Below are 26,996 nucleotides of genomic sequence, written 5' to 3' on the forward strand. Positions count from 1 at the left end.
CCAGCCCTGGCATCAGGAGGCCAGCGTGCCCGTCATCTCCGCTCCCCACGCCTTCAACGAAAGTCAGCTCTACGTCGACCTTCAGCCGATCTTCGGCCGCTCGCTGTACCTGAAGTGCGAAGGATTCAACTTCGCCGGATCGATCAAGCTGAAGGCCGCGATAGAGATGGTGGAGACCGCCGAACGGGACGGGATCCTGACACCGGGTTCCGTCCTGGTCGAGTCCTCCTCCGGCAACCTGGGCGTGGCGCTCAGCATGATCGCCGCGAGCAAGGGTTACCGCTTCCTGTGCGTGACGGACAGCCGCTGCAACCTGTCGGCCCGGCTGCTGATGGAGGCACTGGGCAGCCAGGTGCACGTCATATCCGACCTGGACGCCAACGGCGGGTTCCTGGGCGCGCGGATCGACTACGTACGCGCGCTGTGCGCCTCCGACGAGCGGTACGTGTGGCTCAGCCAGTACACCAACGCCGGCAACTGGCGCGCCCACCACCGCAGGACGGCGCCGGAGATCGCCCACCAGTTCCCGCGGCTGGATGTGCTGTTCGTCGGGGCGGGCACCACCGGCACCCTGATGGGCTGCGCGCGCTACTTCCGCGAGTGGCACCGGCCGGTGCGGATCGTGGCCGTGGACACCGTGGGGTCGGTGTCCTTCGGCGGCAGGCCGGCCCGCCGGATGATCCCCGGCCTGGGCATGAGCATGCGGCCGCCGCTGCTGGACGAGTCCTACGTGGACGAGGTGGTGCAGGTCGAGGAGGCGGACACCATCCGCGCCTGCCACCGTCTGGCCCGGCGCGGGTTCCTGTTCGGCGGCTCCACCGGCACGGTGGTCAGCGGCGCGATGGACTGGCTGGCCCGGCACGGCACGCGCGACCTGACGGCGGTGGCCATCGCCCCCGACCTCGGCGAGCGCTACCTCGACACGATCTACCAGACCACGTGGCTGCACGGCCTGTACGGCGACGACGTCCTCGAACCGAAGGAGGTGCCGCAGATCCCGGATGTGCCGGACCTGCCGGCCGGCGGTTGCCGCGGCGGAGCGGAGGTCCTGCCCCGGGGAGCGGGCCGCCGGCGGGAACCGTAGCGGGGCCGGCGGTGCGCAGGCCCGCACGCCCCGTCCGGGTGCGGTCGGCCGGGAGCGACGGCGGGCGCGTCGGCCGCGCGCCAGGGTGCGGCCCGCACCACGGGAGGAGCCCCGGTCAGCGGCCGGGGCTTCCGCACTGCCACCGGTTCGGGCGCCGCCGCTTCACGGTGCGTCGGGACGCAGTCCGCCGCAGGCGCAGCGGTCGCCGACCAGGCCGGCCGCCGCCGGAGCGGCCCAGCCCAGGCGCTGCCGACGGTCCCGAAGCGGCGGGTGCGCCCCGGGACGGTGTCGCCGAGCAGGACCGCGTCGCCCACGTCCGAGGCGATGCGCAGCGCGGTGGCCGTGGTCAGGGCGGGGCCCGGGGGAGCGACCGGCAGGGCCAGGCCGCTCACGGCGTCCCGCCGGGCCGGCGGCCGCAGGACGATGGCGGTGTGCGGCCCGGTGTGCCCCTCCGGATCCGTCCGTCCCGTGACACGGGCCGGCCAGTTCGACCGGTACACGGTGACCGCGCCGTGGACCGGCGTCACCGCGCCCACCGCGCCCACCGCGCCCACCGTTCGCAGACGTCGTGTTCGCACCGTGCGCACCTCCGGAGTCGAGGGGCGGACGTCTTGCCACGTCCGCGACCTGCGCCGGACACCGCACCGAGTCCCCTCGTCGGGCCTCCGCGACACACGGTCCGGCGCACGGGCGGCCGACGTGGCACGAGGGCGGCCCGGCGGGCCGCCCTCGTGCGCCGGACGTGCTGCGCCGCGGCTACCGTACGACCGTGATCCGGTCCGCGGCCGTCGGCCGGTAGGGCGCGGAGGCGGACGAGTGGGCCAGCAGGTAGTCCACCAGGGCCGCCAGGTCGTCGCCGCCGACCCGCTGGTCGGTGCCGTTCGCCAGCTCGCTGAAGCCGTCGCCGCCGCCCGCCAGGAAGGAGTTCATGGCGACGCGGTAGGTGGCGGCCGGGTCGATCGGCGCCCCCTTGAGCCTGACGGAGTCGGTGACGACGCGGTCGGCGCCGGTCCTGGTCAGGTCGAGGGTGTACGTGAGGCCACCGGAGATCTGCAGGATCTTCGGGACGGTGGCGTTGCTGCCGCTGACCTGCTGCTTCAGTGCGGTGATGAGCTGGGCGCCGGTCAGGGTCCGCAGGTTGACCGTGTTGCTGAACGGCTGCACGGCGAAGCCCTCGCCGTAGGTCACCACACCGTCGCCCTCGCTGCCCGAGGCCGCGTGGACCAGGTCCGCGCGGATGCCGCCGGGGTTCATGAGTGCGAGGTCGGCGCCGCTGTCGAGGCTCTTGGCGTACTCCAGCTGCGCGTCGGCGATGAGGTCGCCGAGCGGCGACTCGGCGTTGTTCGCGGAGGTGCGCGTGACGTCCGCGGAGATGAAGCCGATCGGCTTGTCCGCGACCGGGGCGGCGAGCGTCCGCCAGTGGTCGATGAGCCGCGTCATGTCCGCCGCCCTGCTCCGGGTGCGGTCGACGACGTGGTTCGAGCCCTTGACCGTGGCGCGGACGATGTCGCGGGTGCGCCAGTCGTACCGCATGTCCAGTTCGGTGAACAGCCGCCCGTAGGAGGCGGCGCTGGTCACCAGGCGCGGACGGCCCGCGGGGTCCGGGATCGTGCAGACGTACGCGTTGTGGGTGTGGGCGGTGACGAGCGTGTCGACGGCCGGGGACACCTTCTTCGCGATGTCGACGATCGGGCCGCTGAGGCCCGCACCGCTGCCGCCCGCGTCGCAGTCGTAGTTGTAGGCGGCCGAACTCGGGAAGCCGCCCTCGTGGATCAGCGCGACGATCGCGTGCACGCCCCGGCGCTCCAGGAGCTCCGAGTACCGGTTGATCGTGTCGGCCTCGTCGAGGAACTTCAGGCCTTTGACACCCTCGGCCGAGACGATGTCGGGGGTGCCCTCCAGGGTGACGCCGATGAACCCGACCTTCGCGCCCTTGACGTTCTTCACGACGTACGGCTGCAGGAGCGGCTTCCCGGTCCTGTCGTCGACCACGTTGGCCGACAGGATCGGGTAGTCCGCCCCCGTGAAGGTGCGCCCGGTCTCGTAGCAGCCGTCGACGGGGTGGCAGCCGCCGTTCTGCAGGCGCAGCAGCTCGTCCTTGCCCTCGTCGAACTCGTGGTTGCCGACCCCGGTGACGTCCAGGCCGAGCCGGTTCATCGCCTCGACGGTGGGCTCGTCGTGGAAGAGGCCGGACAGCAGTGGGCTGGCGCCGACGATGTCTCCGGCCGCGACCGTCAGCGAGCGGACGTGCCCGTGACGCGCGGTGCGCAGGCTGCTCGCCAGGTACTCGGCGCCGCCGGCGTCCACGTTCTTCGTCGTGCCGTCGGGCTGCAGCTCGGCGACCCGCCCGGAGGAGCCGGCCGGCGGCTCCAGGTTCCCGTGGAAGTCGTTGACCGCGAGGAGCTGGAGGTCGGTGGTGTGGCCCGGGTGGCCGGCGCCGGGCCGGGCCTCGGCGGGCCCGGCCGTGGCGAGAGCCCCCAGGGTCGCGAGCGCGGCGGCGCCGGCGAGGGCCGCGACGACGGCTCTTCGCGGAGCCGGGCGGCGGGACTGCGTCGGTGACATGGTTCCCCTCTGACGTGACCTGATCAACCAACAGGCGAATGGCGGCAGCCTAGAGTCCACGCGCGTAGTTGTCAGGAGCCTCGGGGTGACGGCAATTCACCGCCCGGACCACGCCGGGCGATCCGCCGGGTGGCCGCCTGTCGGGGAACGGCCCGCCCGGGGACACCGGGCCGCGGTTCACGGGCCACCGCGCCGCCCGGTGGTGGTCATCAGCCAGGTCACCGTGCGGCTGACGTCCGAGAGCGAGACGATCCCGACGAGCCTGCCGTTCTCCACGACCAGGACCCGGTGCTCGGCCCCCGGCTCCATGCGCGGCAGCAGATCCGCCAGCGGGCTGTCCGGCTCGACCACGGTGGTCCGCGACAACGGCACCATGACGTCCCCCACCGTCGTGGAACGGGCCCCGGCCTCCGGCACCTTGCGGGCGCTGTCCAGCGTCACCAGCCCGACCGCGGCCCCGTCCTCGGTCACCGGGAAGGCCGAGTGGCGGTAGCGGTACCGCACATCGGTGAGGAAGCCCGCGACCGTGGTGTCCGCGGGAACGGTGAGGGGGCCGGGCGTCATGGCGTCCCGCACGGGGACGCCGGCGAGCGCGCTGCGCACCTGGGCCTGCCGTCCCTCGGCGGTGGCGGCCGTGATGAGGAACCAGCCGATCAGTGCGAGCCACAGACCGCCGAACGAACTGGTCCTCATGAACGCGACCAGCCCGACGACCACCAGCAGCCAGCCGAGGACCCGCCCCGCCGCGGTGGCGCCGGCGGTCGCCCGCAGCCGGTCTCCCGTGCGCCACCACAGGAACGCGCGCAGCAGTCTGCCGCCGTCGAGCGGGGCGGCGGGCAGCGCGTTGAAGACGGCGAGCAGCACGTTGATGCCCGCGAGCCAGGCGGCCATCTCCCGCACGATCACGGAGACGGATGCCAGTCCGAGCAGCCAGGTGACGAGTGTGAACAGCCCGCCCAGCAGGAGGCTGACGAGGGGGCCGACACCGGCGATCCTCAGCTCCCTGCCGGGGCTGGACGCCTCGGACTTGAGCCGGGCCGCTCCGCCCAGCAGCCACAGCACGATGTCGTCCACCTCGACCCCGTTGCGCCGCGCCACGACGGCGTGCGCCAGCTCATGGGCGAGCAGGGAGGCGAAGAAGACCACAGCGGTGCACACGCCGGCCGCCCAGTACACCGCCCAGGCACGCCCCGGATACGTCTGCGGCAGGCGGCCCCGGGCCAGGCCGAACGCGATGATGCCGAAGATGAACAGCACGCTCCAGTGCACGCCGACCCGGACGCCGGCGATCCGGCCCAGAACGAACGTCGCCCGCACCACGCCCTCCCTGCTCGAACCGTCACCCGCCGCGGACCGTCGGCCCACCCGGTCCCAGTACACCCTCGGCCCGGCGGCTCCGCGCGCCGGAGGGGCCCGACGACCGGAGCACGCCGGGGCGGCACAGCCCCCAGGGCCTGTCCGACCATTCGCGTCGTCGCCCGCAGGGCGGCCGCGCGGCGCGCCGCTCCCTGACGGGCAGACGTTGCCTGCCGCGGCACTAGACTTGGGACGTGGCCCGGCCCAACGAGGAGGTCGAGGCGCTCCTCCAGGAGTACGCGGACCTCATCGCCATCACCGGAGGCGAGGCGTTCAAGGCGCGCGCCTACGAGAAGGCCGCCCGCGCGATCGGCGGCCATCCCGCCGATGTCTCCCACCTGGACGTCGCAGGTCTGAGAGAGATCCCGGGCGTGGGCAAGTCGATCGCCGAGAAAGTCATCGAGTACTTCCGCACCGGCCAGGTCACGGCGGTCGAGGAGAGACGGGCCCGCATCCCCGCCGGAGTGCGACAGCTCATCACCATCCCCACCCTCGGCCCCAAGAAGGCGATGGCGCTCTACGAGGACCTGCACATCTCCTCGGTGGGCGAACTGGCCGACGCCATCGAGGCGGAGAGGCTGCGCGACCTGAAGGGCTTCGGCGAGAAGACCGAGGCGAACATCCTGCACGGCATCGCCCTCATGCGGCAGGCGAGCGGGCGCATCGGGCTGAGCGCGGCCATGGAGACGGCCGAGGACATCGTCGCCGGCCTGTCCCGGATCACCGGCTGTGAGCAGTGCGCGTACGCCGGTTCACTGCGCCGCATGAAGGAAACCGTCGGCGACATCGACATCCTGGTCGCCGCCGGCCGGGCGGCACCCTTCATGGACGCCCTCACCGGACTGCCCACCACGGCCGAGGTCATCGCCCACGGCGAGAAGAAGACCTCGGTCCGGACCGACAGGGGCGTCCAGGTCGACCTGCGCGTGGTGCGTCCGAACGCGTGGGGCGCCGGCCTGCAGTACTTCACCGGCTCCAAGGGGCACAACATCCGCACCCGCACGATCGCCGTCCACCTGGGCCTGAAGCTCTCCGAGTACGGTCTGTTCGAGGCCGACGGCGGCAAGCGGGTCGCGTCCCGCTGCGAGGACGAGGTGTACGCCCGGCTCGGCCTGCCCTGGATCCCGCCCACTCTGCGCGAGGACCGAGGGGAGATCGAAGCCGGCCTGCGCGGCGAGCTCCCCGAGGTGGTGACCGAGCGGGACGTCCGCGGTGACCTGCACACGCACACCGACCTCACCGACGGCCTCGCCCCGCTGGAGGAGATGGTCGCGGCGGCCGCCGAGCGAGGCTACGCGTACTACGCGGTCACCGACCACGCACCGAGGCTGTCCATGCAGCGCATGACCGACGAGAAGGTCCTCGCCCAGCGCGAGCAGGTGCGGTCGCTGGACGGCAGGCACCGCAGGATGCGGCTGCTGCACGGCACCGAGCTCAACATCGGCCCCGACGGGGAGGTCGACTGGCCCGGCGAGTTCCTCGACGGCTTCGACATCTGCGTGGCCGCCGTGCACTCCCACTTCAACCTCGGCCGGGACGCGATGACCCGGCGGCTCGTCCGCGCCTGCGAGAACCCGCACGTCAACGTGATCGGCCACCCCACCACCCGCGTGATCGGCAGACGACCGGGCATCGACGCCGACTGGGACGAGGTGTTCGCCGCCTGCGCTCGCACCGGCACCGCGCTGGAGGTCAACGCCCAGCCCGACCGCCTCGACCTGGGCGATGAGGACATCCTTCGCGCCAGGAGTCACGGGGCGAAGTTCGCCGTCGACACCGACGCCCACTCGGTGCCGACCCTCGCGTACCTCCGCTACGGAATCGGCACGGCACAACGCGGTTGGCTCACCCCCGACGACGTGATCAACACCTGGCCGCTGCGACGACTGCGCCGGTTCCTGCGCAAGGACCGGGCGGACTGAGGCCGGGGGCGCCCCGGCAGGCCGAGCCGACGGCGGGGCGCGGCAGACCGTCGCGTGGGTGTCCGCGCGTGTCGCGGCGTCCGCCATCCGAGGTCGTACTGGTGGCAGGTGGCGGGAGCGCTGCCGGGCGAAGGGGAGCCGCCGTGTCGCCGCCCGGCGTTTCCTGTACCGGGACGGTTGGGGACTTCTTTGGCCGGGGCCGGGAGGCAGGCGTGGCCGGTGCGCGTCGGCGGTGCGGACGCCTCCCGAGGAGCGGACAGTGGAGGGAGGACCTCGGCGCGAGCGTGCGCGAAGGGAGCGAGACATGCTGCATCGTCTGGTCGGAGACCTCATGACCTCGGCCGTCGTGAGTGTGCGGCGGGACACGAGCTTCAAGGACATCGCCGAGCACCTCGCGGAGCACGACATCACCGCGGTACCCGTCGTCGACGACCAGGGCCGCCCGGTCGGCGTGGTGTCGGAGGCGGACCTGCTGTGGAAGCAGGAGAGCCAGGCGGATCCGGGTGGGCGTCTGGCCGCCGCCCACCTGCCTCCCGCGGAACGCGCCAAGGCCCACGCGCTGACCGCCGAGGGGCTGATGACCGCCCCCGCCGTCACGGCCCGGCCGCAGTGGTCGGTCGTCGAGGCGGCCCGCGCCATGGCCCGCCACCACGTCAAACGACTGCCCGTCATCGACGACGCCGGCCGGCTGGTGGGCATCGTCAGCCGTACCGACCTGCTGCGGGTCTTCCTGCGGCGGGACCTCACGATCGGCGAGGAGATCACGAGGGACGTCCTCACCCGCACCCTCGGCCTGGCCCCCGGCACGGTCACCGTCCAGGTCACCGACGGCCGGGTGACGCTCGGCGGCACCGTGCCCCAGGAGAACCTCATCCCCATCGCCGTGCGCCTGTCCGAGAGCGTCGACGGTGTCGTCGACGTCACGAATCACCTTCGTCCCGCACCCGGCACCCCGGTCGACGCGCCACGGCAGTGACCCGGCTGCCGCCGCCCTGCCGCCGGGGCGCGGCGGCTTCCACGCTCCCGGACCGCGCCTGCCGCTCCGGCCGGCTGTGGCTCAGGGCGGCGGGGATGCGCGCGGATGAACCTCAGGTGGCCATCGTGGACCGAATGGAGGGAGGCTGGGAGGAGGCGGTCCGGGCGCCTCGCCGGCACCCGTTCAGGATCGCCGCGAGGGACGCGGCCAGGCGGGGTGGCCGGCTGACGGGAGGAAGCCCATGAAGGTCGGAGTGCTGACCGGCGGCGGTGACTGCCCCGGCCTCAACGCCGTGATCCGCAGCGTCGTCCGCAAGGGGGTCCAGGAGTACGCCTTCGACTTCGTCGGCGTGCGGGACGGCTGGCTGGGTCTGCTCCAGGGTGCCGTCGTACCGCTGGACATCTCCGCCGTGCGGGGGATCCTCCCCCGCGGCGGGACCATCCTCGGCTCCTCCCGCACCAACCCGTTCCAGCACGAGGACGGGATACGCCGCGTGCGGGACACCCTCGCGACGAACGACGTGGACGCGCTCGTCGTGGTCGGCGGGGAGGACACCCTCGGTGTGGCCACCGAACTGAGCCGGCAGGGCATTTCGCTGGTGGGGGTGCCGAAGACCATCGACAACGACGTGTCCGGGACCGACTACACCTTCGGCTTCGACACCGCCGTCGGGATCGCCACCGAGGCCATCGACCGGCTCCACACCACCGCCGAGTCGCACATGCGCACCCTGGTGGTGGAGGTCATGGGGCGGCACTCGGGGTGGATCGCCCTGCATGCCGGCGTCGCGGGCGGCGGCAACGTCATCCTCGTCCCGGAGCGGCCCTTCGACATCGACCAGGTCTGCGAGCAGGTGATGAGCCGGTTCGACATCAACTACGCGCCGATCGTCGTGGTCGCCGAGGGGGCCGTCCCCAAGGAGGGGCAGATGGTCCTCAAGGACCAGTCGCTGGACGAGTTCGGCCATGTGCGGCTGTCCGGCATCGGCGAGTGGCTGGCCCAGGAGATCAGCAAGCGCACCGGCAAGGACGCCCGCACCACGGTCCTCGGCCACGTCCAGCGCGGCGGGACCCCGAGCGCCTTCGACCGGTGGCTGGCCACACGCTTCGGGCTGCACGCCGTCGACGCGGTCAAGGACGGTGACTTCGGCGTCATGGTCGCCCTGCGGGGCACCCGGATCGTCCGCACCCCCCTCGCCGACGTCACCGCCGAGAAGAAGGTCGTCGATCCGTCGCTGTACGACGAGTTCGAGGTGTTCTTCGGCTGACCGGCCCGGGCGGTCCCGTACCCCCGACGACCCCGGCCGGTCGGCTGTCCGGCCGCCGGCCGGCCGTCACCCGGTGTGCGGGACGACCGCCACCGGGCAGCGGGCGTGGTGCAGCACGGCGTGCGTGACCGGGCCGAGCCGGCCCTCGGCCGCGCTCGGGTCGGCACGGCGCCCCACGACGAGCAGGTCCGCGCCCCGCGACGTGTTCAGGAGTGCTTCCGCGGGGTGGAGCAGCACGACATCGCTGTGGACCGCCACGCGGGGGTACTTCTCCTGCCAGGCGCGCAGGGCGTCGGAGAGGCGCAGGACCTCCTGGTCCTCCCAGGTGGCGCGGTCCTCCTCGGTCACCACCAGGGTCCGGGGAGACACGGACTCTGCGGGGAGGGCCCACGCCTGGACCACCCGCAGGTGCGCCCGGTGCGCGTCGGCGGCCGAGAACGCGAAGTCCGCCACCTCACCGACCGGGTGATGCGCGTCGAACCCCGCCACGAACCGCGGCGTCCCGGGTGCCGGCACCGTCCCTCCGGGGAACGTGCCGGAGGGCTGAGGCACCAGCACGGCCGGGCAAGGAGCCGCCGCCGCCATGCGCAGGGCGACCGAGCCGACCGCGAGACCCTCGAATCCGCCCGTCCCCCGTGTGCCGACGACGAGGAGCGCGGCATCTCGGGCGGCGGCGAGGAGGGCGGTGACCGGCGCGTCGCCGGACTGCTCGGCCCGCACCTCCAGGCCCGGGTGACGGTCGCCCAGTTCGGCGGCCACCCGTTGGAGCGTGCGCGCGCCCACCTGCCGCAGCCTGTCCGCTGCCCGGTCCGGTACGGCGGTGCCCGGCAGCGGTGGAGAGGCGTGGAGCAGCCGCAGCGGAACGCCGCGCAGCACGGCCTCCCCCGCCGCCCAGTCGGCCGCCGCGAAACTGCGTTCGGAGCCGTCGACACCCGCCAGCACAGGGTGACTCATCGTGCCCTCCTTCGCCCGGCCCGAGCCTCCGCCGGTGCCAGACGGGTCTGGCCCCTCCACTGTTCCACGGCACGACCGCTCGGGCTCCCGGACCGGATGCCGGGCGGTGCGGCATGGCCCCGGCGACGGCGGGAACCCGGGCATGACTCCCCCGGCACCACGAACGACCGGAGAGGCGAGCCGATGACCGACATACCGGGCTTGCTGGGCGACGAGGCCGAGGACCTGCTGACCTACACCGCCCAGGGGATCCCCAAGGAAGACCTGGTCCTGCCGGGTCCTGACTTCGTCGACCGGACCATGACCGACACCGACCGCTCACCTCAGGTGCTGCGCGCTCTGCAGTCCCTCTTCGACCACGGCCGTCTGGCCGGCACCGGCTACCTGTCGATCCTGCCGGTCGACCAGGGCATCGAACACTCCGCGGCATCGGCCTTCGCCGCGAACCCGCGCTACCTGGACCCCAGGAACATCGTCGAACTCGCCCTCGAGGGCGGCTGCAACGCGGTCGCCAGCACACTCGGCGCTCTCGGCGCCGTGTCGCGGCGCTACGCGCACAAGATCCCCTTCATCGTGAAGCTCAACCACAACGAACTGCTGACCTACCCGAACCACTACGACCAGATCATGTTCGGCAGCGTCGAGCAGTGCTTCGGACTCGGCGCGGCCGGCGTGGGTGCCACGGTCTACTTCGGCTCGGAGCAGGCGGACCGCCAGCTGCGGGAGGCCGGCGAAGCCTTCGCGCGCGCTCACGAACTGGGCATGTTCACCGTGGTGTGGTGCTACCTGCGCAACCCGGCGTTCAAGAAGGACGGGGTGGACTACGCGGTCTCGGCCGACCTCACCGGACAGGCCAACCACCTCGGCGTGACCATCGAGGCCGACATCGTCAAGCAGAAGCAGCCGGAGAACAACGGCGGCTACACCGCACTGCACTTCGGCCGCACCGACAAGGCCGTGTACGACAGGCTCACCACCGATCACCCGATCGACCTGACCCGCTGGCAGGTGGCCAACTGCTACATGGGCCGGATCGGACTGATCAACAGCGGCGGCTCATCGGCCGGCAAAGGGGACCTCGCGCAGGCCGTACGGACAGCCGTGATCAACAAGCGGGCCGGCGGCACCGGCCTCATCACGGGCCGCAAGGCCTTCCAGCGTCCCACCGACGAAGGCGTCGAACTCCTGCACGCCGTCCAGGACGTGTACCTCGACGACCAGGTCACCGTGGCCTGACTCGGGCGGGCCAGGGACTCCCGGGGCACGACCTCCGCGTGGTCAGCGGGCCCTTCCCCGCGGTTTCAACGGGACCGGAGGGAGCTCCGGAGCCGGCAGCGGGGCACCGTCGTACCCCTTCACCTCCCCGAACCGTGTCCCTTCCATCCAGTCCCGGCGGGCCTGCTCGATCTCCTCCTGGGACCGGCCGATCCAGTTCCAGAACATGATCAGCTCCTCCTCGAACGGCTCTCCGCCGAGGAGCATCAGACCCGCGTCCGACTCGGCCCGCAGCGGGAGTTCGGTGCGGCCGCAGCCGAGGTAGAGCATCGAACCCGGCACCAACGGAACCCCGTCGACGTGGGCCTCGCCCGACATGGACAGCACCGCGTACTCGAAGTCCGCCTCCAGCGGGAGGCGGACCTCGGCGCCGCGCGACAGCGCCAGGTCGGCGCCCACGATCGGCGTGTACGTCGTCCCCGGCGAGCGGGCGCCGTCGAGTGCGCCGAGGATGAGCGTGGCCTTCAGGCCCGGCGCCGTGACGACCGGCAGCTCGGCGTGGTGCTCGAAGTGCGGGTCGGTGTGGCGGTGGCCGTCCGGCAGGGCCACCCACAGCTGCGCCCCGTGCAGGAAGCGGGCGTGCGGCCTGGGGCTCTCCTCGGAGTGGCTGATCGCCCGGCCGGAGGTCATCAGTCCCAGCTCGCCGGGGCGGATCGTCTGCAGGCTGCCCGTCGAGTCGCGGTGCAGCACCTCGCCCTCGTGCAGCCAGCTCACCGTCTGCAGCCCCATGTGCGGGTGCGGGGGCACCTGCATGCCGGGCTCCTCGGCGATGTCGTCCGGGCCGTAGTGATCGACGAAGCACCAGGCCCCCACCATGCGGCGACCCAGATTGGGCAGCAGCCGCCGGACTTCGGTGGACGCGCCGAGTGGGACGCGGCGCGGGCTGAGGAGTTCACGGACGGGGTCCGCCACCACGAAGCCGCGGCCGCCGCACACGGCGGGAGTCGCCGTGCGATCGAGATTGCTCATGCCGTCCAACCTAGCCCGCACCAGCCCTCGCGTCATCGTCCCCTGCCGCTCGCACACGTCTCCCCATCCGGCGTCCGGCACGGCCTCCGGCGCGGCGGCCCGGCACGGGCGCTCCGCCCGCCACGGACGCGTAGTGGAAGATTCAAGCCAAGGTTCCGTGAGCAGACCGGACCGCGCCCGCTGCTGCCCGCTCCTGCTACCACTCGGCTCAACTGCGGCGTGCGGGGACCGAGTTGCGCGTCGTCGTGGAACGCGACCCGGTGGAGCACCACGCCCGGCTGATGCTGGGACGCACCCTCCAGCGGCAGGGCCGCCACGAAAAGGCGGAGTCCCACCGCGCATCGCCTCGGCGTTCGCGGGGGATCTCGAACCCACGGCCACGGCAGCGGTTCGAGGGCCCGGGTCACGCCGGACGCCGGGGAGCCGGGCCGTCGTCCCTTCCGGGGCCGGCAGCAAGGGGCGGGCGTCGCCGCGGTCGTGGCATGCTGACGCGATGGCATCCTCCCGTGACCGCATGCCCCTTGCCGAGCACGTCGAGCAACTCCTGGCCCCCGGTGGCCCGTTGCCCATCGTCGCGGCCGGTGACCCCGTGCTGCGGAGCGCCGCAGAGCCGTTCGACGGGCAGTTGGACCCCGCGCTGCTGGCCCGCTTCGTCGAGGCGCTCCGCGTCACCATGCGCGCGGCACCGGGCGTGGGCCTCGCGGCTCCGCAGGTCGGTGTGCCGTTGCGGATCGCGGTCATCGAGGACCCGGCGACGGTGCCGGAGGAGGTCCGGCTGGCGCGCGGGCGGGTGCCGCTGCCGTTCCGGGTGCTGGTCAATCCGTCGTACGAGCCGGCCGGCACCGCACGGGCGGCGTTCTTCGAGGGCTGTCTGAGCGTGCCGGGCTGGCAGGCGGTGGTGGCACGGCACGCCGGCGTGCGCCTGCGGGCGTCGGACGAGCACGGGAGCGCGGTGGACGAACTGGTCGCCGGCTGGCCCGCGCGGATCGTGCAGCACGAGACGGACCACCTCGACGGCACCCTCTACCTGGACCGGGCCGAGCTGCGGTCCCTGTCCTCGGCCGAGGCGGTGGCGCAGCGCTGGGCGCAGCCGACGCCGGCGGCGGCCGCGAACGCCCTGGGCTTCACCCTGCCGTGACGGCCCGGCCGGGACTCCGCCGGTCCGTGCGGACGCCCGGCCGGGCAGGGAGCGGGGCCCGCGCGGACCGGGCCGCAGCCCGCCTCCGGCGACCGGGACGTGGTACGGCGCGGCCCCGCGCGGCTCGGCCCGGTCAGCCCCGGTAGGCCTCCAGCAGCCGCAGCCACACCTCGCTGATGGTGGGATACGAGGGCACCGCGTGCCACAGCCGGTCGACCGGCACCCGCCCGGCGACCGCGACGCTCGCCGAGTGGACCAGTTCGCCGACGTTGGGGCCGGCGAAGGTGACACCGCGCAGGAAGCCCTCGTCGAGGTCGACGACCATGCGGGCGCGCCCCCGGTAGCCCTCGGCGTACAGGCCCGCGCCGGCGACGGAGGAGAGGTCCACGTCGACGGCCCGGACGCGGTACCCGGCCTGTTCGGCCTCCGCGAGGGACAGGCCCACGGAGCCGGCTTCGGGATCGGTGAAGACGACCTGCGGGACGGCGTGGTGGTCGGCGGTGGCGGCGTGGGCGCTCCAGGGAGCGGGCTCCCCCAGCGGCACGCCCGCGGCGCGGGCGCCGATGGTGTCCCCCGCGATGCGGGCCTGGTACTTGCCCTGGTGGGTGAGCAGGGCGCGGTGGTTGACGTCGCCGACCGCGTACAGCCAGTCGGTGCCGGCGATCCGGAGGGTGTCGTCGACCTCCAGCCACGAGCCCGGTTCGAGGCCGACGGTGTCGAGGCCGATGTCGTCGGTGCGCGGGGCGCGCCCGGTGGCGAAGAGGATCTCGTCGGCCTCGATGCGGTCGCCGCCGCCGGTGACGACCACGACGGTGCCGTTCTCGCGGGTCACCGACTCCACCGACGTGCCGGTACGTATGTCCGCGCCCGCCTCGGTGAGCGTCTCGGCGACCAGCTCGCCGGCGAAGGGTTCCATCCGCGGCAGCAGCCCCTTGCCGCGCACCAGGACGGTGACCTGCGAGCCGAGACCCTGCCAGGCGGTGGCCATCTCGGCGGCGACCACACCGCCGCCGACCACGATCAGCCGGCCCGGCGCCTCCTTGGCGCTGGTGGCCTCGCGGCTGGTCCACGGTCCGACGTCGGCGAGGCCGGGCAGGTCGGGCAGCCGGGCGCGGCTGCCCGTGCACACGGCGACCGCGTGCCGCGCGGTCAGCACCTTCCGCGTGCCGTCGGCGCCGGTGACCGTCACCGTGTGAGGCCCGGCGAGGCGGCCGTGACCGCGGTACAGGTCGGCGCCGATGCCCTCGAGCCAGCCGACCTGGCCGTCGTCGTGCCAGTGGGAGGTGTACTCGTCCCGGCGGGCGAGGACGGCGCCCGTGTCGAGCGGGCCCCGCACGGCGTGGCTCAGGCCCGGCAGGCGGCGGGCGTCGGCGCGGGCGATGACCGGGCGCAGCAGGGCCTTGCTGGGCATGCAGGCCCAGTAGGAGCACTCCCCGCCGACCAGCTCTCTCTCCACGACCGCGGTGGTCAGGCCGGCCGCGCGGGTGCGGTCGGCAACGTTCTCCCCCACGGGCCCGGCCCCGAGCACCACGACGTCGTACGCGATGGCTTCCGTTTCCGTCATGGGGTCAGTCTGGTGGGTGGTGTGCGTGTCGGCCACACGGGTACGTGCGCGGAATACGCCGTGGGGTCGGCCGCGTTGTGCCGACGGCTTCGTCCCGCCCCGGGAAGCCATACCAGGAAGAGGGAATCGCCATGAGCAGCACCGTGGAGCTCACCAAGGAGAACTTCGACCAGACGGTCACGGACAACGACTTCGTCCTCATCGACTTCTGGGCGGACTGGTGCGGGCCGTGCCGTCAGTTCGCCCCCGTCTACGAGAAGGCCGCTCAGGAGAATCCGGACCTGGTGTTCGGCAAGGTGGACACGGAGGCCCAGCCCGAGCTGGCCGCGGCCTTCGGCATCCAGTCGATTCCGACGCTGATGATCGTCCGGGACCGGGTGGCCGTCTTCGCGCAGCCCGGTGCGCTGCCCGAGTCCGCGCTGACGGACGTCATCGGGCAGGCGCGTGATCTCGACATGGACGAGGTCCGCAAGGCCGTCGCCGAGCAGCAGACGCAGGCGGAGGCGCAGGCGCAGACGGAGGCGCAGGCGCAGACGCAGACGGAGGCCCAGACGGAGGCGGACCAGGACGGTCGGTGAGGTCCGTGGACGCCACTCCGTCGCACAGCGGGCGCCGGGACGAACGGTGGGCTCCTTCCTGACGGGGAAGGAGCCCACCGTTCTTTCGTGCCCTCGCCTCGGCCCGTGCGCGAAGCCGTTCCGCGGCCGCACTGCGCGGGCCGCACCCGGCCGGTGTCCGCAACCCCGCCCCAGCCGGCCTGGGCCCACGCCCCCAGTCGTCCCCGCAGGTCCCGTCCGGGCCGGCCCGGCGCCGCTCGCGCCTCAGCTGGAGTCGCGGTGGATGACGGTGGCGCCCAGCACCGGATGCGTCTCGGGCGGGGCGCCGGGGTCGCGTACGGCGCGGTCGACCAGTTCGGCTAGGTCGTGGCCGGACGGCAGCTCGATGCGCACCGTGCTCAGCCGGGGCCGCAGCAGCCGGCCCAGCATGAGGTCGTCGGCGCCGATGACGGCCGCCTCGCCGGGGACGCCGATCCCCTCGTCCTGCAGGGCGCGCATCAGCAGCATCGCGTACTCGTCGTTGTAGGCGAACACCGCGTCCAGACCGAGGTCGCGCCAGCGTGCGGCCAGCCGGACGGCGTCCTGCTCCGAGTAGGCCAGGGGCAGCGGGGTCACGGTGGCGTCGGTGTCGTGCAGGGCGCGACGGACGCCGTCGAGGCGGGGCGTGGAGAACGCCTCCAGGCCGCGCTCCTCGGGCACGACCACCCCGATGCGGCGGCGGCCGCGGCCGTACAGATGGGTGGCGGCGCACTGGCCGACGGCCCGGTGGTCCATGAGCAGGGCGTGGGCGCCGTCGACGGACTCGGGGCCCAGGGTGAGCACGGCACGGGCGCCGGCCCGCTTGAGCACCGCCACCGCCTCCGGGCCGAGTCCCGAGCCGGGCGCGAGGACGGCGACGGGGCGCAGTTCCGCCCAGGCCCGGGCGGCCTCGTCGCCGCGCAGGCCGAGGCTGCCGTGCTGCACGACGGTGTAGTCGAGGCGGCTGAGCGCCCACTGCAGGTCGTTGAGGAACTGGCCGTAGAGCGGACCCACCGGGACCGCCGGGGCGGGCATCAGCACCATGCGGCTGTGCCCGGCGCGCAGGCTGCGGGCCCCCGCGTGCGGCACGTACCCGAGTTCTCTGGCGGCCTCGCGGACCCGGCGGCGCGTCGGCTCGCTGATGCGGACGGCGCTCGTGTCGTTCAGGACGTAGGAGACGGTCGCGCGGGAGACGCCGGCCAGGCGTGCCACATCGGCGCTCGTGGGCACACGCCGCGGCGCGGCAGACGACGGCGCGGGGGACGACGGCGCGGGTGATGTCGGTATCTGCACCATGACGTACGGCATCCTGGCAGAAGCCCGGGCGGCCGGTCGGGGCGGGGGTGCACGCCGCCGCGCGGAGCCGCGACACGGGGCCGGACACACACCTCAGTGGTGCCGGGGCGGCTCCGGCCGCCCGCCGAGGAGTCGCCGCCGCGCGGGACGGTCCGCGCGGCCGCTCGGCCCGGAGTGCGGACTCGTCCTCGACGGCCGTTGTGCGCGGGCCCGTCGTCCGAAGCCGGCCGGCGGCTCACCGGGCCGACTCCGCGGGAGCCGGTCACCGGGCCGGTGCCGTGGGAGCCGGTGGGCGGTCTACCGGGCCGGTGCCGCGGACGTGACGCGTGCGACCAGGTCGTGCCAGCCGGACTGCAGCCGTTCCATGGGCATGTGGCACTGCCTGGTCAGATGGTGGATCAGCACGGGGTCGAGATACCCCATCAGCGTCTGCGCGAGCAGTTCGGTGTCCGCGTCCGGCACCGCCTGCCGCAGGAGCATCAGGACGTGGCCGTAGCGGACGCGGCGCGCGGGCACCGAGAACCGGCGCTCGGGGCACGGTTCGGCCGCCAGCTGCAGTTCCAGGTCGTCGGCGGCGCGACGCAGCGCGGCACAGCCGAACGCCCGCAGCCGTTCCACGGCCGGCGCGCCGGGACCCAGGGGCGGCGGACCGCCGAGGATCGCCGCCTGGAACTTCTTCTCGGAGTGGTCCAGCAGGGCCGTGAGCAGACCGGTACGGTCGCCGAAGCGGCGGAAGACGGTGCCCTTCCCCACCTGGGCGGCCGAGGCCACCGCCTCCATGGTGACGCCGGCCGCGCCGTGCTCCGCCACCAGGCGGGCGGCCGCGTCCAGCAGCCGGGCGCGGTTGCGCGCGGCGTCGGCCCGCAGGCACGGTTCGTCCCCGCCGGTGCCGAGTTCGAGCAGAACCGGCTCGCCCGCGGGCTCCTGAGGTGTCGGGAAGGGCGGCAGCGCGCTGGACATGAACACAGCGTAAAGCATGGAAGGGGTAACTGGACCGCGGTCCGCTTAGTCTGGTAGAAATTTAAACGGACCTCGGTCCGGATCATAACCGCAGTGTTTCAGCCCCTTGGAGTCCCCCCATGTCTGTTCGCATCCTCGCGCTCGTCGGCAGCCTTCGCTCCGGCTCGCACAACCGCCAGCTCGCCGAGGCCGCCGTCAAGCTCGCGCCCGAGGGCGCCGAGGTCGAGCTGTTCGAGGGCCTGGCCGACATCCCCTTCTACAACGAGGACCTCGACGTCGAGGGCAGCGTGCCGGCCGCCGCCGCCACGCTGCGTGCGGCGGCGCAGGCCGCCGACGCGTTCCTGCTCTTCTCCCCCGAGTACAACGGCACCATCCCGGCCGTGCTGAAGAACGCCATCGACTGGCTGTCGCGCCCGTACGGCGCCGGCGCCTTGGGCGGCAAGCCGGTCGCCGTGGTCGGCACCGCCTTCGGCCAGTACGGCGGCGTCTGGGCGCAGGACGACACCCGCAAGGCCGTGGGCATCGCCGGCGGCAAGGTGGTCGAGGACATCAAGCTGTCCATCCCCGGCTCCGTGACCCGCTTCGCGAACACGCACCCGGTCGACGACGCCGAGGTCGCCGCGCAGCTGACCGAGGTCGTCGCCCGCCTGCACGGCACCGTCGGCGACGTCGCGGCCGCCTGATCCGCGACACCGGCCGAAGGGGCCGGGGCCTTCTGGGCCCCGGCCCCTTCCGCGTGTCCGGCCCGGCGCCGTGCACCGTCAGCGGGCGCGGTGCGGCCGCATTCCGTCGCGTCCTCGCGGGTGGTGGTACGGCGGTCCGCCCGTACCCTGGCGCCATGGGGGATGCGTCGATGGTCGGGTTGCTGGGGCGGGTCACCGGGACGGTCGGACCCGGGCTCGTCGGTGAGGTGATCGTCCGGGTGCGGGGCGGCGCCGAGCACTTCCTCGCCCACCCTGCCCACGGGTCGGGCCGCATGGAGCCCGGCACGGTGGTGACCGTCGTGGAGTACCTGCCGCCGAGGACCGTCTACGTCACCGAGGCGTACGGGGGTTGAGCCCGCCGCGCCACGGGCCGGACCGGTAAGCGTCAAGACTGCTACAAGGGCGGTCCGGCGTCTTCACCCTGCGGCCCCCGCGGGAGCACACTCGCCCTCGTTCGGTGCCGAGAGGGCACCAGGCAGAGGGGGAACGTATGCCGGTGATCGTCGGCGTCGTGGCCGGGGCGGCGGTCGCCGCCGTGCTCGTTCTGATCGTCCTGTTCAAGATGATGTGGCGTGTCGCCGAGCCGAACGAGGCGCTGATCATCTCCGGCTCCAAGCACCGCACGGAGGGCCTGGAGGAGGGGATGGGGTTCCGCATCGTCACCGGGCGCGGCACGCTGGTGCTGCCCGGGGTGCAGGCGGTGCGCAAGCTCTCGCTCGATCTGAACGAGACCGAGCTGCGGGTGGACTGCGTGACGCACCAGGGCATCCCGCTGAAGGTGCGCGGCGTGGTCATCTTCAAGGTGGGCGACGACTTCGTGTCCATCGCCAACGCGGCGCGCCGCTTCCTGGACCAGCAGAAGCTGATGGCGGAGCGCGTCCACAACGTCTTCGCCGGTCATCTGCGGTCCATCGTGGGCGGGTTGACGGTCGAGGACATGATCCGCGACCGCGAGAAGCTGACCGGGCAGACCCGGGCCGCCTGCGGCACGGAGATGGAGAAGCTCGGCCTGATCGTCGACTCGCTGCAGATCCACGAGATCGAGGACCCGACCGGCTACATCCAGAACCTGGCGATGCCGCACGCGGCGGCCGTGCAGCGTGACGCGCGCATCGCGCAGGCGGAGGCCAACCGGCTGGCCACAGAGGCGGAGCAGCAGTCGTTCGCGCGGATGGCCGAGGCCACCCGGGACAGCGAGATCCTGCAGGCCGGCTACCAGGCCGAGCGGGACAAGGCCGCGGCGAAGGCCCGGCAGGCGGGTCCGCTCGCCGAGGCGGCGGCCCGGCAGGAGGTGGTCGTCCAGGAGACGCGGGTGGCGGAGCTGGAGGCCCACCGGCGTGAGCAGCAGCTCCAGGCGGACGTGCGCAAGCCCGCGGATGCCGCGGCGTACGAGAAGCGCACCCTGGCGGAGGCCGACCGCGACGCCCGCATCTCGGCGGCGCAGGCCCAGGCGAAGGAGACGGAGCTCGCGGCGGCGGCCGAGGCGACCCGGGTGAAGACGGCAGCGGGTGCCGAGGCGGAGGCGACGAAGACCCGGGGCGCGGCCACGGCCTCGGCCACTCGGGCCACCGGTGAGGCCGAGGCGGCGGCCGTGCAGGCCAGGGGTCTGGCGGAGGCCGAGGCGGCCAGGGCCAAGGGCCTCGCGGAGGCGGCGGCCATCAAGGCGCGGGCGGGCGCCCTCACCGAGAACCAGGAAGCCGTCGTCGCCCAGCAACTGGCCGAGAGGTGGCCGGAGATCGTGCAGGCCGGCGCGTCGGCCTTCGGCAACGTCGACAACATGGTGCTGCTCAACGGTGCCGACGGCATGGGGGACCTCTTCGCCAAGGCCCTCACCATGGGCGGTACGGGGCTGGGCCTCGCGCGCCGGCTGCTCGCGTCGACGCATCCGGACGGGGCGCACCACGACGGCACGCAGGGCAACGGCCAGGGCCCCGGCGGGATTCCGCGGCACGGAACGTCCTCGCGCGGGGCGTCCTCGCCGGGGCCGGACGGTCACCCGGCACCCGGGGCGCAGAGGGTGCCGGTGGAGGGCGGCGAGTAGGAGCGGGACCCCGCCGGACCACCGCTCCCACGGAACTCGCGGGCTTCGTGGGAGCGGTGCGCGCCGCGACGGGGCGGCCGCCGCGTCGGCGCCCGCCCCGTCACACGCGGCGGTCGGACCGCGAGGAGGCTCACGCCGAGGGCGGTCAGTGCGACGACCTTCGCCGACTCCAGCCCGGCGCAGGGGAAGTGGCCGCGCGAGGGGGGCAGGTCCTCGCCGGCGAGGACCCGGTCGGACCTGTGGTTGAGACGCGGACGCACCACGGCCGGCCGGCCGGCGAGCAGCAGGACCACGAGCCGCCGTCAGGGCCGCGATCCCGGCGGACGCCCAGCCCACGCCACGGCGACGAACACGGCGGCGGCCAGGACGGTCTCCACCGCGTTCAGCGCCCGGAACACCGGCCGGCCGATGCCCAGCCCGATCGGGATGGTCACGCCCGGGGCCCTGAAACGCGGTCCCGCCGACGCACACGCCGGCTCCCCGGGGGTCCGTCGGCGCCCTCTCCGGATGCCTGTTTACGCGGGCGCCCGGTCCGGCCCGAGGACCTGGCGGGCGGCGCCTGATGCGGATGGCGGGGCCATTAGGGTGCCCTCGTGACCGCCTTTACCGATCAAGACGTTCCCGGCCGCCACGGCCGCTCCGCCACCACCGAGGCCGATCCCCGCGAGGTCGGCCGGATACGCACCGAGTACGCGCCCGCGCACGACGGCGACCCCGACCCCGGGGAGATCGTCTGGACGTGGGTGCCCTTCGAGGAGAACGACGGGCGGGGCAAGGACCGGCCGGTGCTGGTGGTGGCCCGGGAGGCCGCGGGCACGTTCCTCGCCGTCCAGCTCTCCAGCAAGCGGCACGACGGCGACCGGGAGTGGGTGCCCATCGGCAGCGGCCCGTGGGACCGGTCCGGGCGCGACTCCTGGGTGGACGTCGACCGGGTGCTGCGGCTGCACGAGGAGGGCATGCGGCGCGAGGCGTGCGCCCTGGACCGGATGCGTTTCAACCTCGTGGTGCACCGGCTCCGGGAGCGCTACGGCTGGCGCTGACCGCGCCCGGGACGCCACGGGCGGAGCGGCACGCCGCGAACCGCTCCGGCATCCTCCCGCCCCCGGGGCCCGGTGCCGGGCCCGACCGGCCCGGCACCGCCCGACCCGGGGCACCGCCCTACCCGGCAGACCGTCCAGCCCGGGAAATCACTGCTCGGTGGAGCGTCCAGCCCGGTGGAGCGTGAAGTCCGGGAAACCGCTGCTCGACGCACCGGCCGGCCCGGCGGAGCCTCCCGCCCGGCGGACCGTCCCCGTGGAGCCTCCAGCCCAGCGCACCGTCGTCCTGCCCAACACGTGCGCCCGCGGGCCGGCGCCCGCCCACGCCGGCACCGGCGCCATGAGGGGCGGGCGCGCGCGTGACACCGCAGCGCCCCCACCGGCTCCCGACCTGGCCTGAAACCGCCCCCGCCCGGACGGGCGGCACCCCGGGAGCGGGACCGCGCCGGGGGGGGCGCGCGCCGGATTGCGGCGAAGCCCCCCGGCGCGCGCCACCCACGCGGCAGGCACCGCGAGCCGCCGCGCCGCCGCGACAGGGCCGGAAACAACCCCTCCGCCGCGGCGGCCCCGCGCCGGCGCACGTCCGTGGCGTCACCCCCGTGGACGCCACGAGACGTACGGTCGTGCGCTCTCCCGCCGTGCCCGTGAACGCATCGTGAGCGATGCTTGTCCTGCTGTGCAACGCAGTTTTCGGGTAGCCGAGGGCCGGCGGGCAGCGGGCCCGGAAGGGAGAGGGCGCACGAGGACGCCGACGCGAGGCGCGCTCTTGTGCGGAGCCGCCCAAGGGTCTTGGGTGGAACGGAACGACGCCGTTCCGCGCCACCTGGACCGACGGGTGGGCGACATCCTGGAAGCTCAGGAGGATCCTGGCATGTCCGACGAAACGAGCGGCTGTACGGAGTTTCGAACAGCCGTGACCGAGGCCGAGATCGAGGCCCTGGTCCACGGCATCTGCTTCAAGACGGGGCCGCCCCGCGTCCTGGGGGTGGAGGTGGAGTGGCTCGTCCACGCGCCGCACGCGCCCCACCTCCCCGTCACCTTCGAACGACTCGAAGCTGCCTACGCAGCTCTGCGGGGCGTGCCCCTGAGATCGGCGCTCACCGTCGAACCCGGTGGACAGCTGGAGCTCAGCTCGCCGCCCGCCGGCTCGCTGACGGAGTGCATCGGCACCGTCTCTGCCGACCTCGACGCCGTCCGCGCCGTCCTCGCCGATGAGGGACTCGGCCTCGTCGGCATGGGACACGACCCCCGTCACCCGCCGCGCCGGTTCCTGCGGGAGCGGCGCTACGAGGCCATGGAGAGGTGCCTGGACCGTACCGGTCCGGCGGGCCGCCACATGATGTGCGCCTCGGCCTCCGTCCAGGTGAGCCTGGACGCGGGACACGAGGAACCCGGACCGCTCGGGCACAGCCGGCGCTGGTGGCTCGCGCACCAGCTCGGCCCGGTGCTGGTGGCCGCGTTCGCCAACTCACCGCTCGCCGAGGGCCGGCCCACCGGCTGGCTCTCCACGCGGCAGCTGCGGTGGACGCAGATCGGCCCGGGACGGGCGGGCGCTCCCCCGCTGGACGGCGATCCCCGCACCGCCTGGACCCGCCACGTGCTGGACGCGCCGGTGATGTGCGTCCGGGGCGACGAGGGTCCCTGGCATGTGCCGGAGCGGCTCACGTTCCGGGAGTGGGTCCGGTCGCGAAAGCCGCGGCCACCCACCCGCGACGACCTCGCCTACCACCTCACGACGCTGTTCCCGCCGGTCAGACCGCGCGGCCACCTGGAACTGCGCATGATCGACGCGCAGCCCGGCGACGACGGGTGGATCGTGCCGCTGGCCGTGACGGCCGCGCTCTTCGACGATCCCGGGGCCGCGGAGACCGCCTACCGGGCGGTGAAGCCGCTCGCCGAACGGGCGCGGTCCCAGCCCGCCCCGCACAGTCCGCTGTGGCGGGAGGCGGCCCGGTCCGGGCTCGCCGACCCCGAGTTGCGCGACGTGGCGGTCGCCTGCTTCACGACCGCGCTGGAGGCCCTGCCACGGCTCGGCGCCACGTCCGAGGTCACGGCCGCCGTCGCCGCGTTCCGGGACCGCTACGTCCTGCGGGGCCGCTGCCCCGCCGACGACCTCCTCGACAGCCTGCGCGGTACGGACCTCCCCCGGCCCGGACGTCGCCCGGCCGGGGGAGGCACCACCGGCCCGACCTGCCACGCAGACCCCGCAGGCCCCACAGTCAACGGGAAGGACATGGGCCCATGACCGAAGCCGCCCACGACGCCGAGACGTTGCGCGAGCGGGCGCTGACCTCGCTCACCACGGCCCGTGACCGCACCACGCTCCTGACCACCTGCGTCGAGGAGCCCGACCTGACCGCCCAGCACTCCCCGCTGATGTCCCCGCTGGTGTGGGACCTCGCCCACATCGGGAACCAGGAGGAGCAGTGGCTGCTGCGCGCGGTGGGCGGGCAGGAGGCGATCCGGCCGGAGATCGACGGCCTCTACGACGCCTTCGGGCATCCGCGTGCCGAACGCCCCTCGCTGCCGCTGCTGCCGCCGGACGAGGCCCGCCGCTACGCGGCCGAGGTGCGCGGCCGCGTGACGGACCTGCTGGAGGCCTCCGCGTTCCACGGGACGCGGCTGACCGAGGCCGGCTTCGCCTTCGGGATGATCGCGCAGCACGAGCAGCAGCACGACGAGACGATGCTGATCACCCATCAGCTCCGCCGGGGACCGCAGGCCCTGACCGCCCCCGACCCGGACCCCGCTCCGCCGTTCACCGGCCCGGCGGAAGTCCTCGTGCCCGGCGGTCCGTTCACCATGGGCACCTCCGCCGAGCCGTGGGCCCTGGACAACGAGCGGCCCGCGCACGTGCGCGACGTCGAGCCCTTCTTCATCGACACCACCCCGGTGACGAACGCCGCCTACCTGGCATTCGTCGAGGACGGCGGCTACGACGACCCCCGCTGGTGGACGGCCGACGGCTGGGCGCACATCCGGCGCCACGGGATCGTCGCGCCGCTGTTCTGGCGCCGGGACGGCGGGCAGTGGCTCAGGCGGCGCTTCGGCGTCACCGAGGCGGTGCCGCCGGACGAGCCGGTGCTGCACGTGTGCTGGTACGAGGCCGACGCCTACGCCCGCTGGGCCGGACGGCGGCTGCCCACCGAGGCCGAGTGGGAGAAGGCCGCCCGCCACGATCCCGAGGGCGACCGCTCGACGCGCTACCCGTGGGGCGACGCCGACCCCACCCCGGCCCACGCCAACCTGGGCCAGCGCCACCTGCGCCCGGCTCCCGCCGGCAGCTACCCGGCCGGTGCCTCGCCGCTCGGCGTCCGGCAGCTGATCGGCGACGTGTGGGAGTGGACGGCGAGCGACTTCCTGCCGTACCCGGGGTTCGCCGCGTTCCCGTACCGGGAGTACTCGGAGGTGTTCTTCGGCCCCGAGTACAAGGTGCTGCGCGGCGGTTCGTTCGCCGTGGACGCGGTGGCGTGCCGGGGCACCTTCCGCAACTGGGACTACCCGGTGCGGCGGCAGATCTTCTCCGGGTTCCGCACCGCCCGCTCCACGGAGGGACGCTGATGTGCCGTCACCTGGCCTACCTGGGACCGGCGGAGCCGCTCGGCCGGATCCTGGTGGACCCTCCGCACAGCCTGTACCGGCAGGCGTGGGCGCCGCGGCACCAGCGCAACGGGACGGTCAACGCCGACGGGTTCGGAGTCGGCTGGTACGCGGAGGGCGACCCGGTGCCGGCGCGCTACCGCCGGGCGGGGCCGCTGTGGGCGGACCTGTCCTTCGCCGACCTGGCGCGGGTGGTGCGGACGACCGCGCTGCTCGCCGCGGTGCGGGACGCGACCCTGGCGGGCGCGGACGCGGAGGCGGCCGCCGCCCCGTTCACGGCGGGCCGGTGGCTGTTCAGCCACAACGGTGCCGTGACCGGCTGGCCGGACTCCCTGGCCGCCGTGTCCCGGACCCTGCCGCCCGGGGACCTGCTGTCCCTGGAGGCCCGCACCGACTCCGCGCTCGTGTGGGCGCTGGTGCTGGCGCGACTGCGCGGCGGCGACGAGGCGGGCCAGGCGCTCACCGACACGGTGCTGGAGGTCGCCGCGGCGGCCCCGGACTCCCGGCTGAACCTGCTGCTCACCGACGGCGAGACCATCACCGCGACCGCGTGGGGCGACACCCTGTGGTACCTCCTGGAACCCGGCCACCGCACGGCCGTGGCCGCCGAGCCCTACGACGACGACCCCCGCTGGACCGAGGTCCCGGAGCGCACCCTGCTCGCGGCGAACCGCACGGACGTCCTGCTCACCCCGCTCAAGGACCTCCACCAGGATCCGGCATCCGCACCGACCGAGGAGCCCCGTACGTGAGTGCGTTCCACGTCACCCGCCTCCTGCCCGAGGACGCCACGGCCGCCGCTCTGCGCGCCGACGTCCGACAGGGCCTGACCTCTCTGCCCAAGACGCTGCCGCCGAAGTGGTTCTACGACGCGCACGGCAGCGACCTGTTCGAGCAGATCACCGCACTGCCCGAGTACTACCCGACGCGCGCCGAGCGGGAGATCCTCCTCGCCCGCGCGGGCGAGATCGCCGCCGCGCTGCCCGCCCGCACCCTGGTCGAACTGGGCTCCGGATCCTCGGCGAAGACGCGCCACCTGATCGACGCGCTGACCGGCCTGCGCACGTACGTGCCGGTCGACGTCAGCGAGAGCGCCCTGGTCCAGGCGGGCGAGGCCCTGGTCGCCGAGCGGCCGGGGCTCGACGTGCACGCGCTCATCGCCGACTTCACCGCGGGGCTGTCGCTGCCCCCCGCGCCCGGTCCACGGCTGGTCGCGTTCCTCGGCGGCACGATCGGCAACCTCCTGCCCGCCGAGCGCGCCGCGTTCCTGGCCGCGGTGCGCGGCCTGCTCTCCCCCGGCGACGCGCTGCTGCTCGGCACCGACCTGGTCAAGGACGAGGAGGTCCTGGTCCGTGCCTACGACGACGCGGCCGGGGTGACGGCGGCGTTCAACAGGAACGTCCTGGCCGTCGTCAACCGGGAGTTGGGCGCCGACTTCGACCCCGGAGCCTTCGGGCACGTCGCGCTGTGGGACGCCGGCTACGAGTGGATCGAGATGCGGCTGCGCTCTTCCGTGGCGCAGACCGTGAAGGTGCCCGCGCTGGGTCTCGTCGTCGACTTCGCGGCCGGGGAGGACCTGCGCACGGAGGTCTCGGCCAAGTTCCGGAAGGAGGGCGTGCGCACCGAACTGGCGGCGGCCGGGCTGCGGTTGGCCCGGTGGTGGACCGACCGCGAGAGCCGCTTCGCGCTGTCGCTGAGCGTGGCCGGGTAGCTCCG

23 protein-coding genes and 1 pseudogene are annotated in these 26,996 nt (G+C 73.9%); 16 read left to right on the plus strand and 8 right to left on the minus strand.

Going from position 1 to position 26,996, the window contains the following annotated elements; translation table 11 throughout:
- The first annotated feature begins 25 nt into the window (after positions 1-25).
- A complete protein-coding gene (sbnA, locus tag ACWDNY_RS00045) occupies positions 26-1,084 on the plus strand; it encodes a 2,3-diaminopropionate biosynthesis protein SbnA (protein ID WP_451643382.1) in 1,059 nt (352 codons plus the stop codon).
- Positions 1,085-1,840: 756 nt separating this feature from the next.
- Here the strand turns inward: sbnA and ACWDNY_RS00050 are convergent.
- A complete protein-coding gene (locus ACWDNY_RS00050; protein ID WP_451643383.1) occupies positions 1,841-3,646 on the minus strand; it encodes a bifunctional metallophosphatase/5'-nucleotidase in 1,806 nt (601 codons plus the stop codon).
- 177 nt (positions 3,647-3,823) lie between these two features.
- Positions 3,824-4,963, minus strand: coding sequence for a site-2 protease family protein (locus ACWDNY_RS00055; protein ID WP_451643384.1), 1,140 nt, complete (start codon positions 4,961-4,963; stop codon positions 3,824-3,826).
- Positions 4,964-5,196: 233 nt separating this feature from the next.
- Between ACWDNY_RS00055 and polX the strand changes: the two genes are divergently transcribed.
- From polX to ACWDNY_RS00070, 3 genes are all read left to right on the plus strand, one after another.
- On the plus strand, positions 5,197-6,924 hold the full coding sequence (gene polX / locus ACWDNY_RS00060; protein WP_451643385.1) for a DNA polymerase/3'-5' exonuclease PolX: 1,728 nt from the start codon (positions 5,197-5,199) through the stop codon (positions 6,922-6,924).
- Between the two features lie 304 nt (positions 6,925-7,228).
- Positions 7,229-7,900 carry a CBS domain-containing protein gene (locus ACWDNY_RS00065; protein WP_451643386.1) on the plus strand — a complete coding sequence of 224 codons (672 nt, stop codon included), beginning with the start codon at positions 7,229-7,231 and terminating at the stop codon, positions 7,898-7,900.
- A 241-nt stretch (positions 7,901-8,141) separates the two neighbouring features.
- Complete coding sequence (locus ACWDNY_RS00070) at positions 8,142-9,167, plus strand: 6-phosphofructokinase (protein ID WP_451643387.1); 1,026 nt, start codon at positions 8,142-8,144, stop codon at positions 9,165-9,167.
- 66 nt (positions 9,168-9,233) lie between these two features.
- Here the strand turns inward: ACWDNY_RS00070 and ACWDNY_RS00075 are convergent, their stop codons facing one another.
- A complete protein-coding gene (locus ACWDNY_RS00075; protein WP_451643388.1) occupies positions 9,234-10,121 on the minus strand; it encodes a universal stress protein in 888 nt (295 codons plus the stop codon).
- 183 nt (positions 10,122-10,304) lie between these two features.
- On the opposite strand from ACWDNY_RS00075, the gene ACWDNY_RS00080 reads away from it, so the two are divergent.
- The gene (locus tag ACWDNY_RS00080; RefSeq protein WP_451643389.1) at positions 10,305-11,357 is read left to right on the plus strand and encodes a class I fructose-bisphosphate aldolase; all 1,053 of its coding nucleotides are present in this window, start codon (positions 10,305-10,307) and stop codon (positions 11,355-11,357) included.
- Positions 11,358-11,399: 42 nt separating this feature from the next.
- On the opposite strand, the gene ACWDNY_RS00085 is transcribed toward ACWDNY_RS00080, so the two are convergent.
- Positions 11,400-12,365, minus strand: a complete 966-nt coding sequence (locus ACWDNY_RS00085; protein WP_451643390.1) for a pirin family protein — start codon at positions 12,363-12,365, stop codon at positions 11,400-11,402.
- A 159-nt stretch (positions 12,366-12,524) separates the two neighbouring features.
- On the opposite strand from ACWDNY_RS00085, the pseudogene ACWDNY_RS00090 reads away from it, so the two are divergent.
- Both ACWDNY_RS00090 and ACWDNY_RS00095 read left to right on the plus strand, forming a co-directional pair.
- Positions 12,525-12,735 (plus strand): annotated as a pseudogene (locus ACWDNY_RS00090) (tetratricopeptide repeat protein); the annotation flags it as partial.
- A gap of 123 nt (positions 12,736-12,858) precedes the next feature.
- Positions 12,859-13,503, plus strand: coding sequence for a peptide deformylase (locus tag ACWDNY_RS00095; protein ID WP_451643527.1), 645 nt, complete (start codon positions 12,859-12,861; stop codon positions 13,501-13,503).
- A gap of 133 nt (positions 13,504-13,636) precedes the next feature.
- On the opposite strand, the gene ACWDNY_RS00100 is transcribed toward ACWDNY_RS00095, so the two are convergent.
- Entirely contained in the window at positions 13,637-15,067 is a 1,431-nt protein-coding gene (locus ACWDNY_RS00100; protein WP_451643391.1) for a dihydrolipoyl dehydrogenase family protein, read from the minus strand.
- A gap of 131 nt (positions 15,068-15,198) precedes the next feature.
- Between ACWDNY_RS00100 and trxA the strand changes: the two genes are divergently transcribed.
- Positions 15,199-15,645 (plus strand): thioredoxin, encoded by a 447-nt coding sequence (gene trxA, locus ACWDNY_RS00105; RefSeq protein WP_451643392.1) that lies wholly within the window; start codon positions 15,199-15,201, stop codon positions 15,643-15,645.
- A 243-nt stretch (positions 15,646-15,888) separates the two neighbouring features.
- On the opposite strand, the gene ACWDNY_RS00110 is transcribed toward trxA, so the two are convergent.
- Both ACWDNY_RS00110 and ACWDNY_RS00115 read right to left on the minus strand, forming a co-directional pair.
- Positions 15,889-16,950 carry a LacI family DNA-binding transcriptional regulator gene (locus ACWDNY_RS00110; RefSeq protein WP_451643393.1) on the minus strand — a complete coding sequence of 354 codons (1,062 nt, stop codon included), beginning with the start codon at positions 16,948-16,950 and terminating at the stop codon, positions 15,889-15,891.
- A gap of 285 nt (positions 16,951-17,235) precedes the next feature.
- A complete protein-coding gene (locus ACWDNY_RS00115; RefSeq protein ID WP_451643394.1) occupies positions 17,236-17,898 on the minus strand; it encodes a TetR/AcrR family transcriptional regulator in 663 nt (220 codons plus the stop codon).
- Between the two features lie 119 nt (positions 17,899-18,017).
- On the opposite strand from ACWDNY_RS00115, the gene ACWDNY_RS00120 reads away from it, so the two are divergent.
- The 3 genes from ACWDNY_RS00120 (at position 18,018) to ACWDNY_RS00130 (ending at position 20,643) form a co-directional block, all read left to right on the plus strand.
- On the plus strand, positions 18,018-18,581 hold the full coding sequence (locus ACWDNY_RS00120; RefSeq protein WP_451643395.1) for an NAD(P)H-dependent oxidoreductase: 564 nt from the start codon (positions 18,018-18,020) through the stop codon (positions 18,579-18,581).
- A gap of 155 nt (positions 18,582-18,736) precedes the next feature.
- Positions 18,737-18,955, plus strand: coding sequence for a hypothetical protein (locus ACWDNY_RS00125; protein WP_451643396.1), 219 nt, complete (start codon positions 18,737-18,739; stop codon positions 18,953-18,955).
- Between the two features lie 137 nt (positions 18,956-19,092).
- On the plus strand, positions 19,093-20,643 hold the full coding sequence (locus ACWDNY_RS00130) for a flotillin family protein (protein WP_451643397.1): 1,551 nt from the start codon (positions 19,093-19,095) through the stop codon (positions 20,641-20,643).
- Between the two features lie 302 nt (positions 20,644-20,945).
- On the opposite strand, the gene ACWDNY_RS00135 is transcribed toward ACWDNY_RS00130, so the two are convergent.
- The gene (locus ACWDNY_RS00135; protein WP_451643398.1) at positions 20,946-21,077 is read right to left on the minus strand and encodes a hypothetical protein; all 132 of its coding nucleotides are present in this window, start codon (positions 21,075-21,077) and stop codon (positions 20,946-20,948) included.
- A gap of 159 nt (positions 21,078-21,236) precedes the next feature.
- On the opposite strand from ACWDNY_RS00135, the gene ACWDNY_RS00140 reads away from it, so the two are divergent.
- From ACWDNY_RS00140 to egtD, 5 genes are all read left to right on the plus strand, one after another.
- Positions 21,237-21,683, plus strand: coding sequence for a type II toxin-antitoxin system PemK/MazF family toxin (locus tag ACWDNY_RS00140; RefSeq protein WP_451643399.1), 447 nt, complete (start codon positions 21,237-21,239; stop codon positions 21,681-21,683).
- Between the two features lie 868 nt (positions 21,684-22,551).
- Positions 22,552-23,925, plus strand: a complete 1,374-nt coding sequence (gene egtA, locus ACWDNY_RS00145) for an ergothioneine biosynthesis glutamate--cysteine ligase EgtA (protein WP_451643400.1) — start codon at positions 22,552-22,554, stop codon at positions 23,923-23,925.
- Positions 23,922-25,241 (plus strand): ergothioneine biosynthesis protein EgtB, encoded by a 1,320-nt coding sequence (gene egtB / locus ACWDNY_RS00150; RefSeq protein ID WP_451643401.1) that lies wholly within the window; start codon positions 23,922-23,924, stop codon positions 25,239-25,241. Before egtA ends, egtB begins: the two co-directional genes overlap by 4 nt.
- Positions 25,241-26,032 (plus strand): ergothioneine biosynthesis protein EgtC, encoded by a 792-nt coding sequence (gene egtC, locus ACWDNY_RS00155; RefSeq protein ID WP_451643402.1) that lies wholly within the window; start codon positions 25,241-25,243, stop codon positions 26,030-26,032. Before egtB ends, egtC begins: the two co-directional genes overlap by 1 nt.
- Positions 26,029-26,991, plus strand: coding sequence for an L-histidine N(alpha)-methyltransferase (gene egtD / locus ACWDNY_RS00160; protein ID WP_451643403.1), 963 nt, complete (start codon positions 26,029-26,031; stop codon positions 26,989-26,991). The genes egtC and egtD overlap by 4 nt, the downstream gene beginning before the upstream one ends.
- Positions 26,992-26,996: the final 5 nt, after the last annotated feature.

The organism is Streptomyces sp. NPDC003697, from assembly GCF_053587115.1.

Coding starts and splice junctions, on each gene's coding strand:
- ACWDNY_RS00050 (WP_451643383.1), bottom strand. CDS start 3,646: ATGTCACCGACGCAGTCCCGCCGCCCGGCTCCGCGAAGAGCCGTCGTC.
- ACWDNY_RS00065 (WP_451643386.1), top strand. CDS start 7,229: ATGCTGCATCGTCTGGTCGGAGACCTCATGACCTCGGCCGTCGTGAGT.
- ACWDNY_RS00070 (WP_451643387.1), top strand. CDS start 8,142: ATGAAGGTCGGAGTGCTGACCGGCGGCGGTGACTGCCCCGGCCTCAAC.
- ACWDNY_RS00075 (WP_451643388.1), bottom strand. CDS start 10,121: ATGAGTCACCCTGTGCTGGCGGGTGTCGACGGCTCCGAACGCAGTTTC.
- ACWDNY_RS00080 (WP_451643389.1), top strand. CDS start 10,305: ATGACCGACATACCGGGCTTGCTGGGCGACGAGGCCGAGGACCTGCTG.
- ACWDNY_RS00085 (WP_451643390.1), bottom strand. CDS start 12,365: ATGAGCAATCTCGATCGCACGGCGACTCCCGCCGTGTGCGGCGGCCGC.
- ACWDNY_RS00095 (WP_451643527.1), top strand. CDS start 12,859: ATGGCATCCTCCCGTGACCGCATGCCCCTTGCCGAGCACGTCGAGCAA.
- ACWDNY_RS00100 (WP_451643391.1), bottom strand. CDS start 15,067: ATGACGGAAACGGAAGCCATCGCGTACGACGTCGTGGTGCTCGGGGCC.
- trxA (WP_451643392.1), top strand. CDS start 15,199: ATGAGCAGCACCGTGGAGCTCACCAAGGAGAACTTCGACCAGACGGTC.
- ACWDNY_RS00110 (WP_451643393.1), bottom strand. CDS start 16,950: ATGCCGTACGTCATGGTGCAGATACCGACATCACCCGCGCCGTCGTCC.
- ACWDNY_RS00115 (WP_451643394.1), bottom strand. CDS start 17,898: ATGTCCAGCGCGCTGCCGCCCTTCCCGACACCTCAGGAGCCCGCGGGC.
- ACWDNY_RS00120 (WP_451643395.1), top strand. CDS start 18,018: ATGTCTGTTCGCATCCTCGCGCTCGTCGGCAGCCTTCGCTCCGGCTCG.
- ACWDNY_RS00125 (WP_451643396.1), top strand. CDS start 18,737: ATGGGGGATGCGTCGATGGTCGGGTTGCTGGGGCGGGTCACCGGGACG.
- ACWDNY_RS00130 (WP_451643397.1), top strand. CDS start 19,093: ATGCCGGTGATCGTCGGCGTCGTGGCCGGGGCGGCGGTCGCCGCCGTG.
- egtA (WP_451643400.1), top strand. CDS start 22,552: ATGTCCGACGAAACGAGCGGCTGTACGGAGTTTCGAACAGCCGTGACC.
- egtB (WP_451643401.1), top strand. CDS start 23,922: ATGACCGAAGCCGCCCACGACGCCGAGACGTTGCGCGAGCGGGCGCTG.
- egtC (WP_451643402.1), top strand. CDS start 25,241: ATGTGCCGTCACCTGGCCTACCTGGGACCGGCGGAGCCGCTCGGCCGG.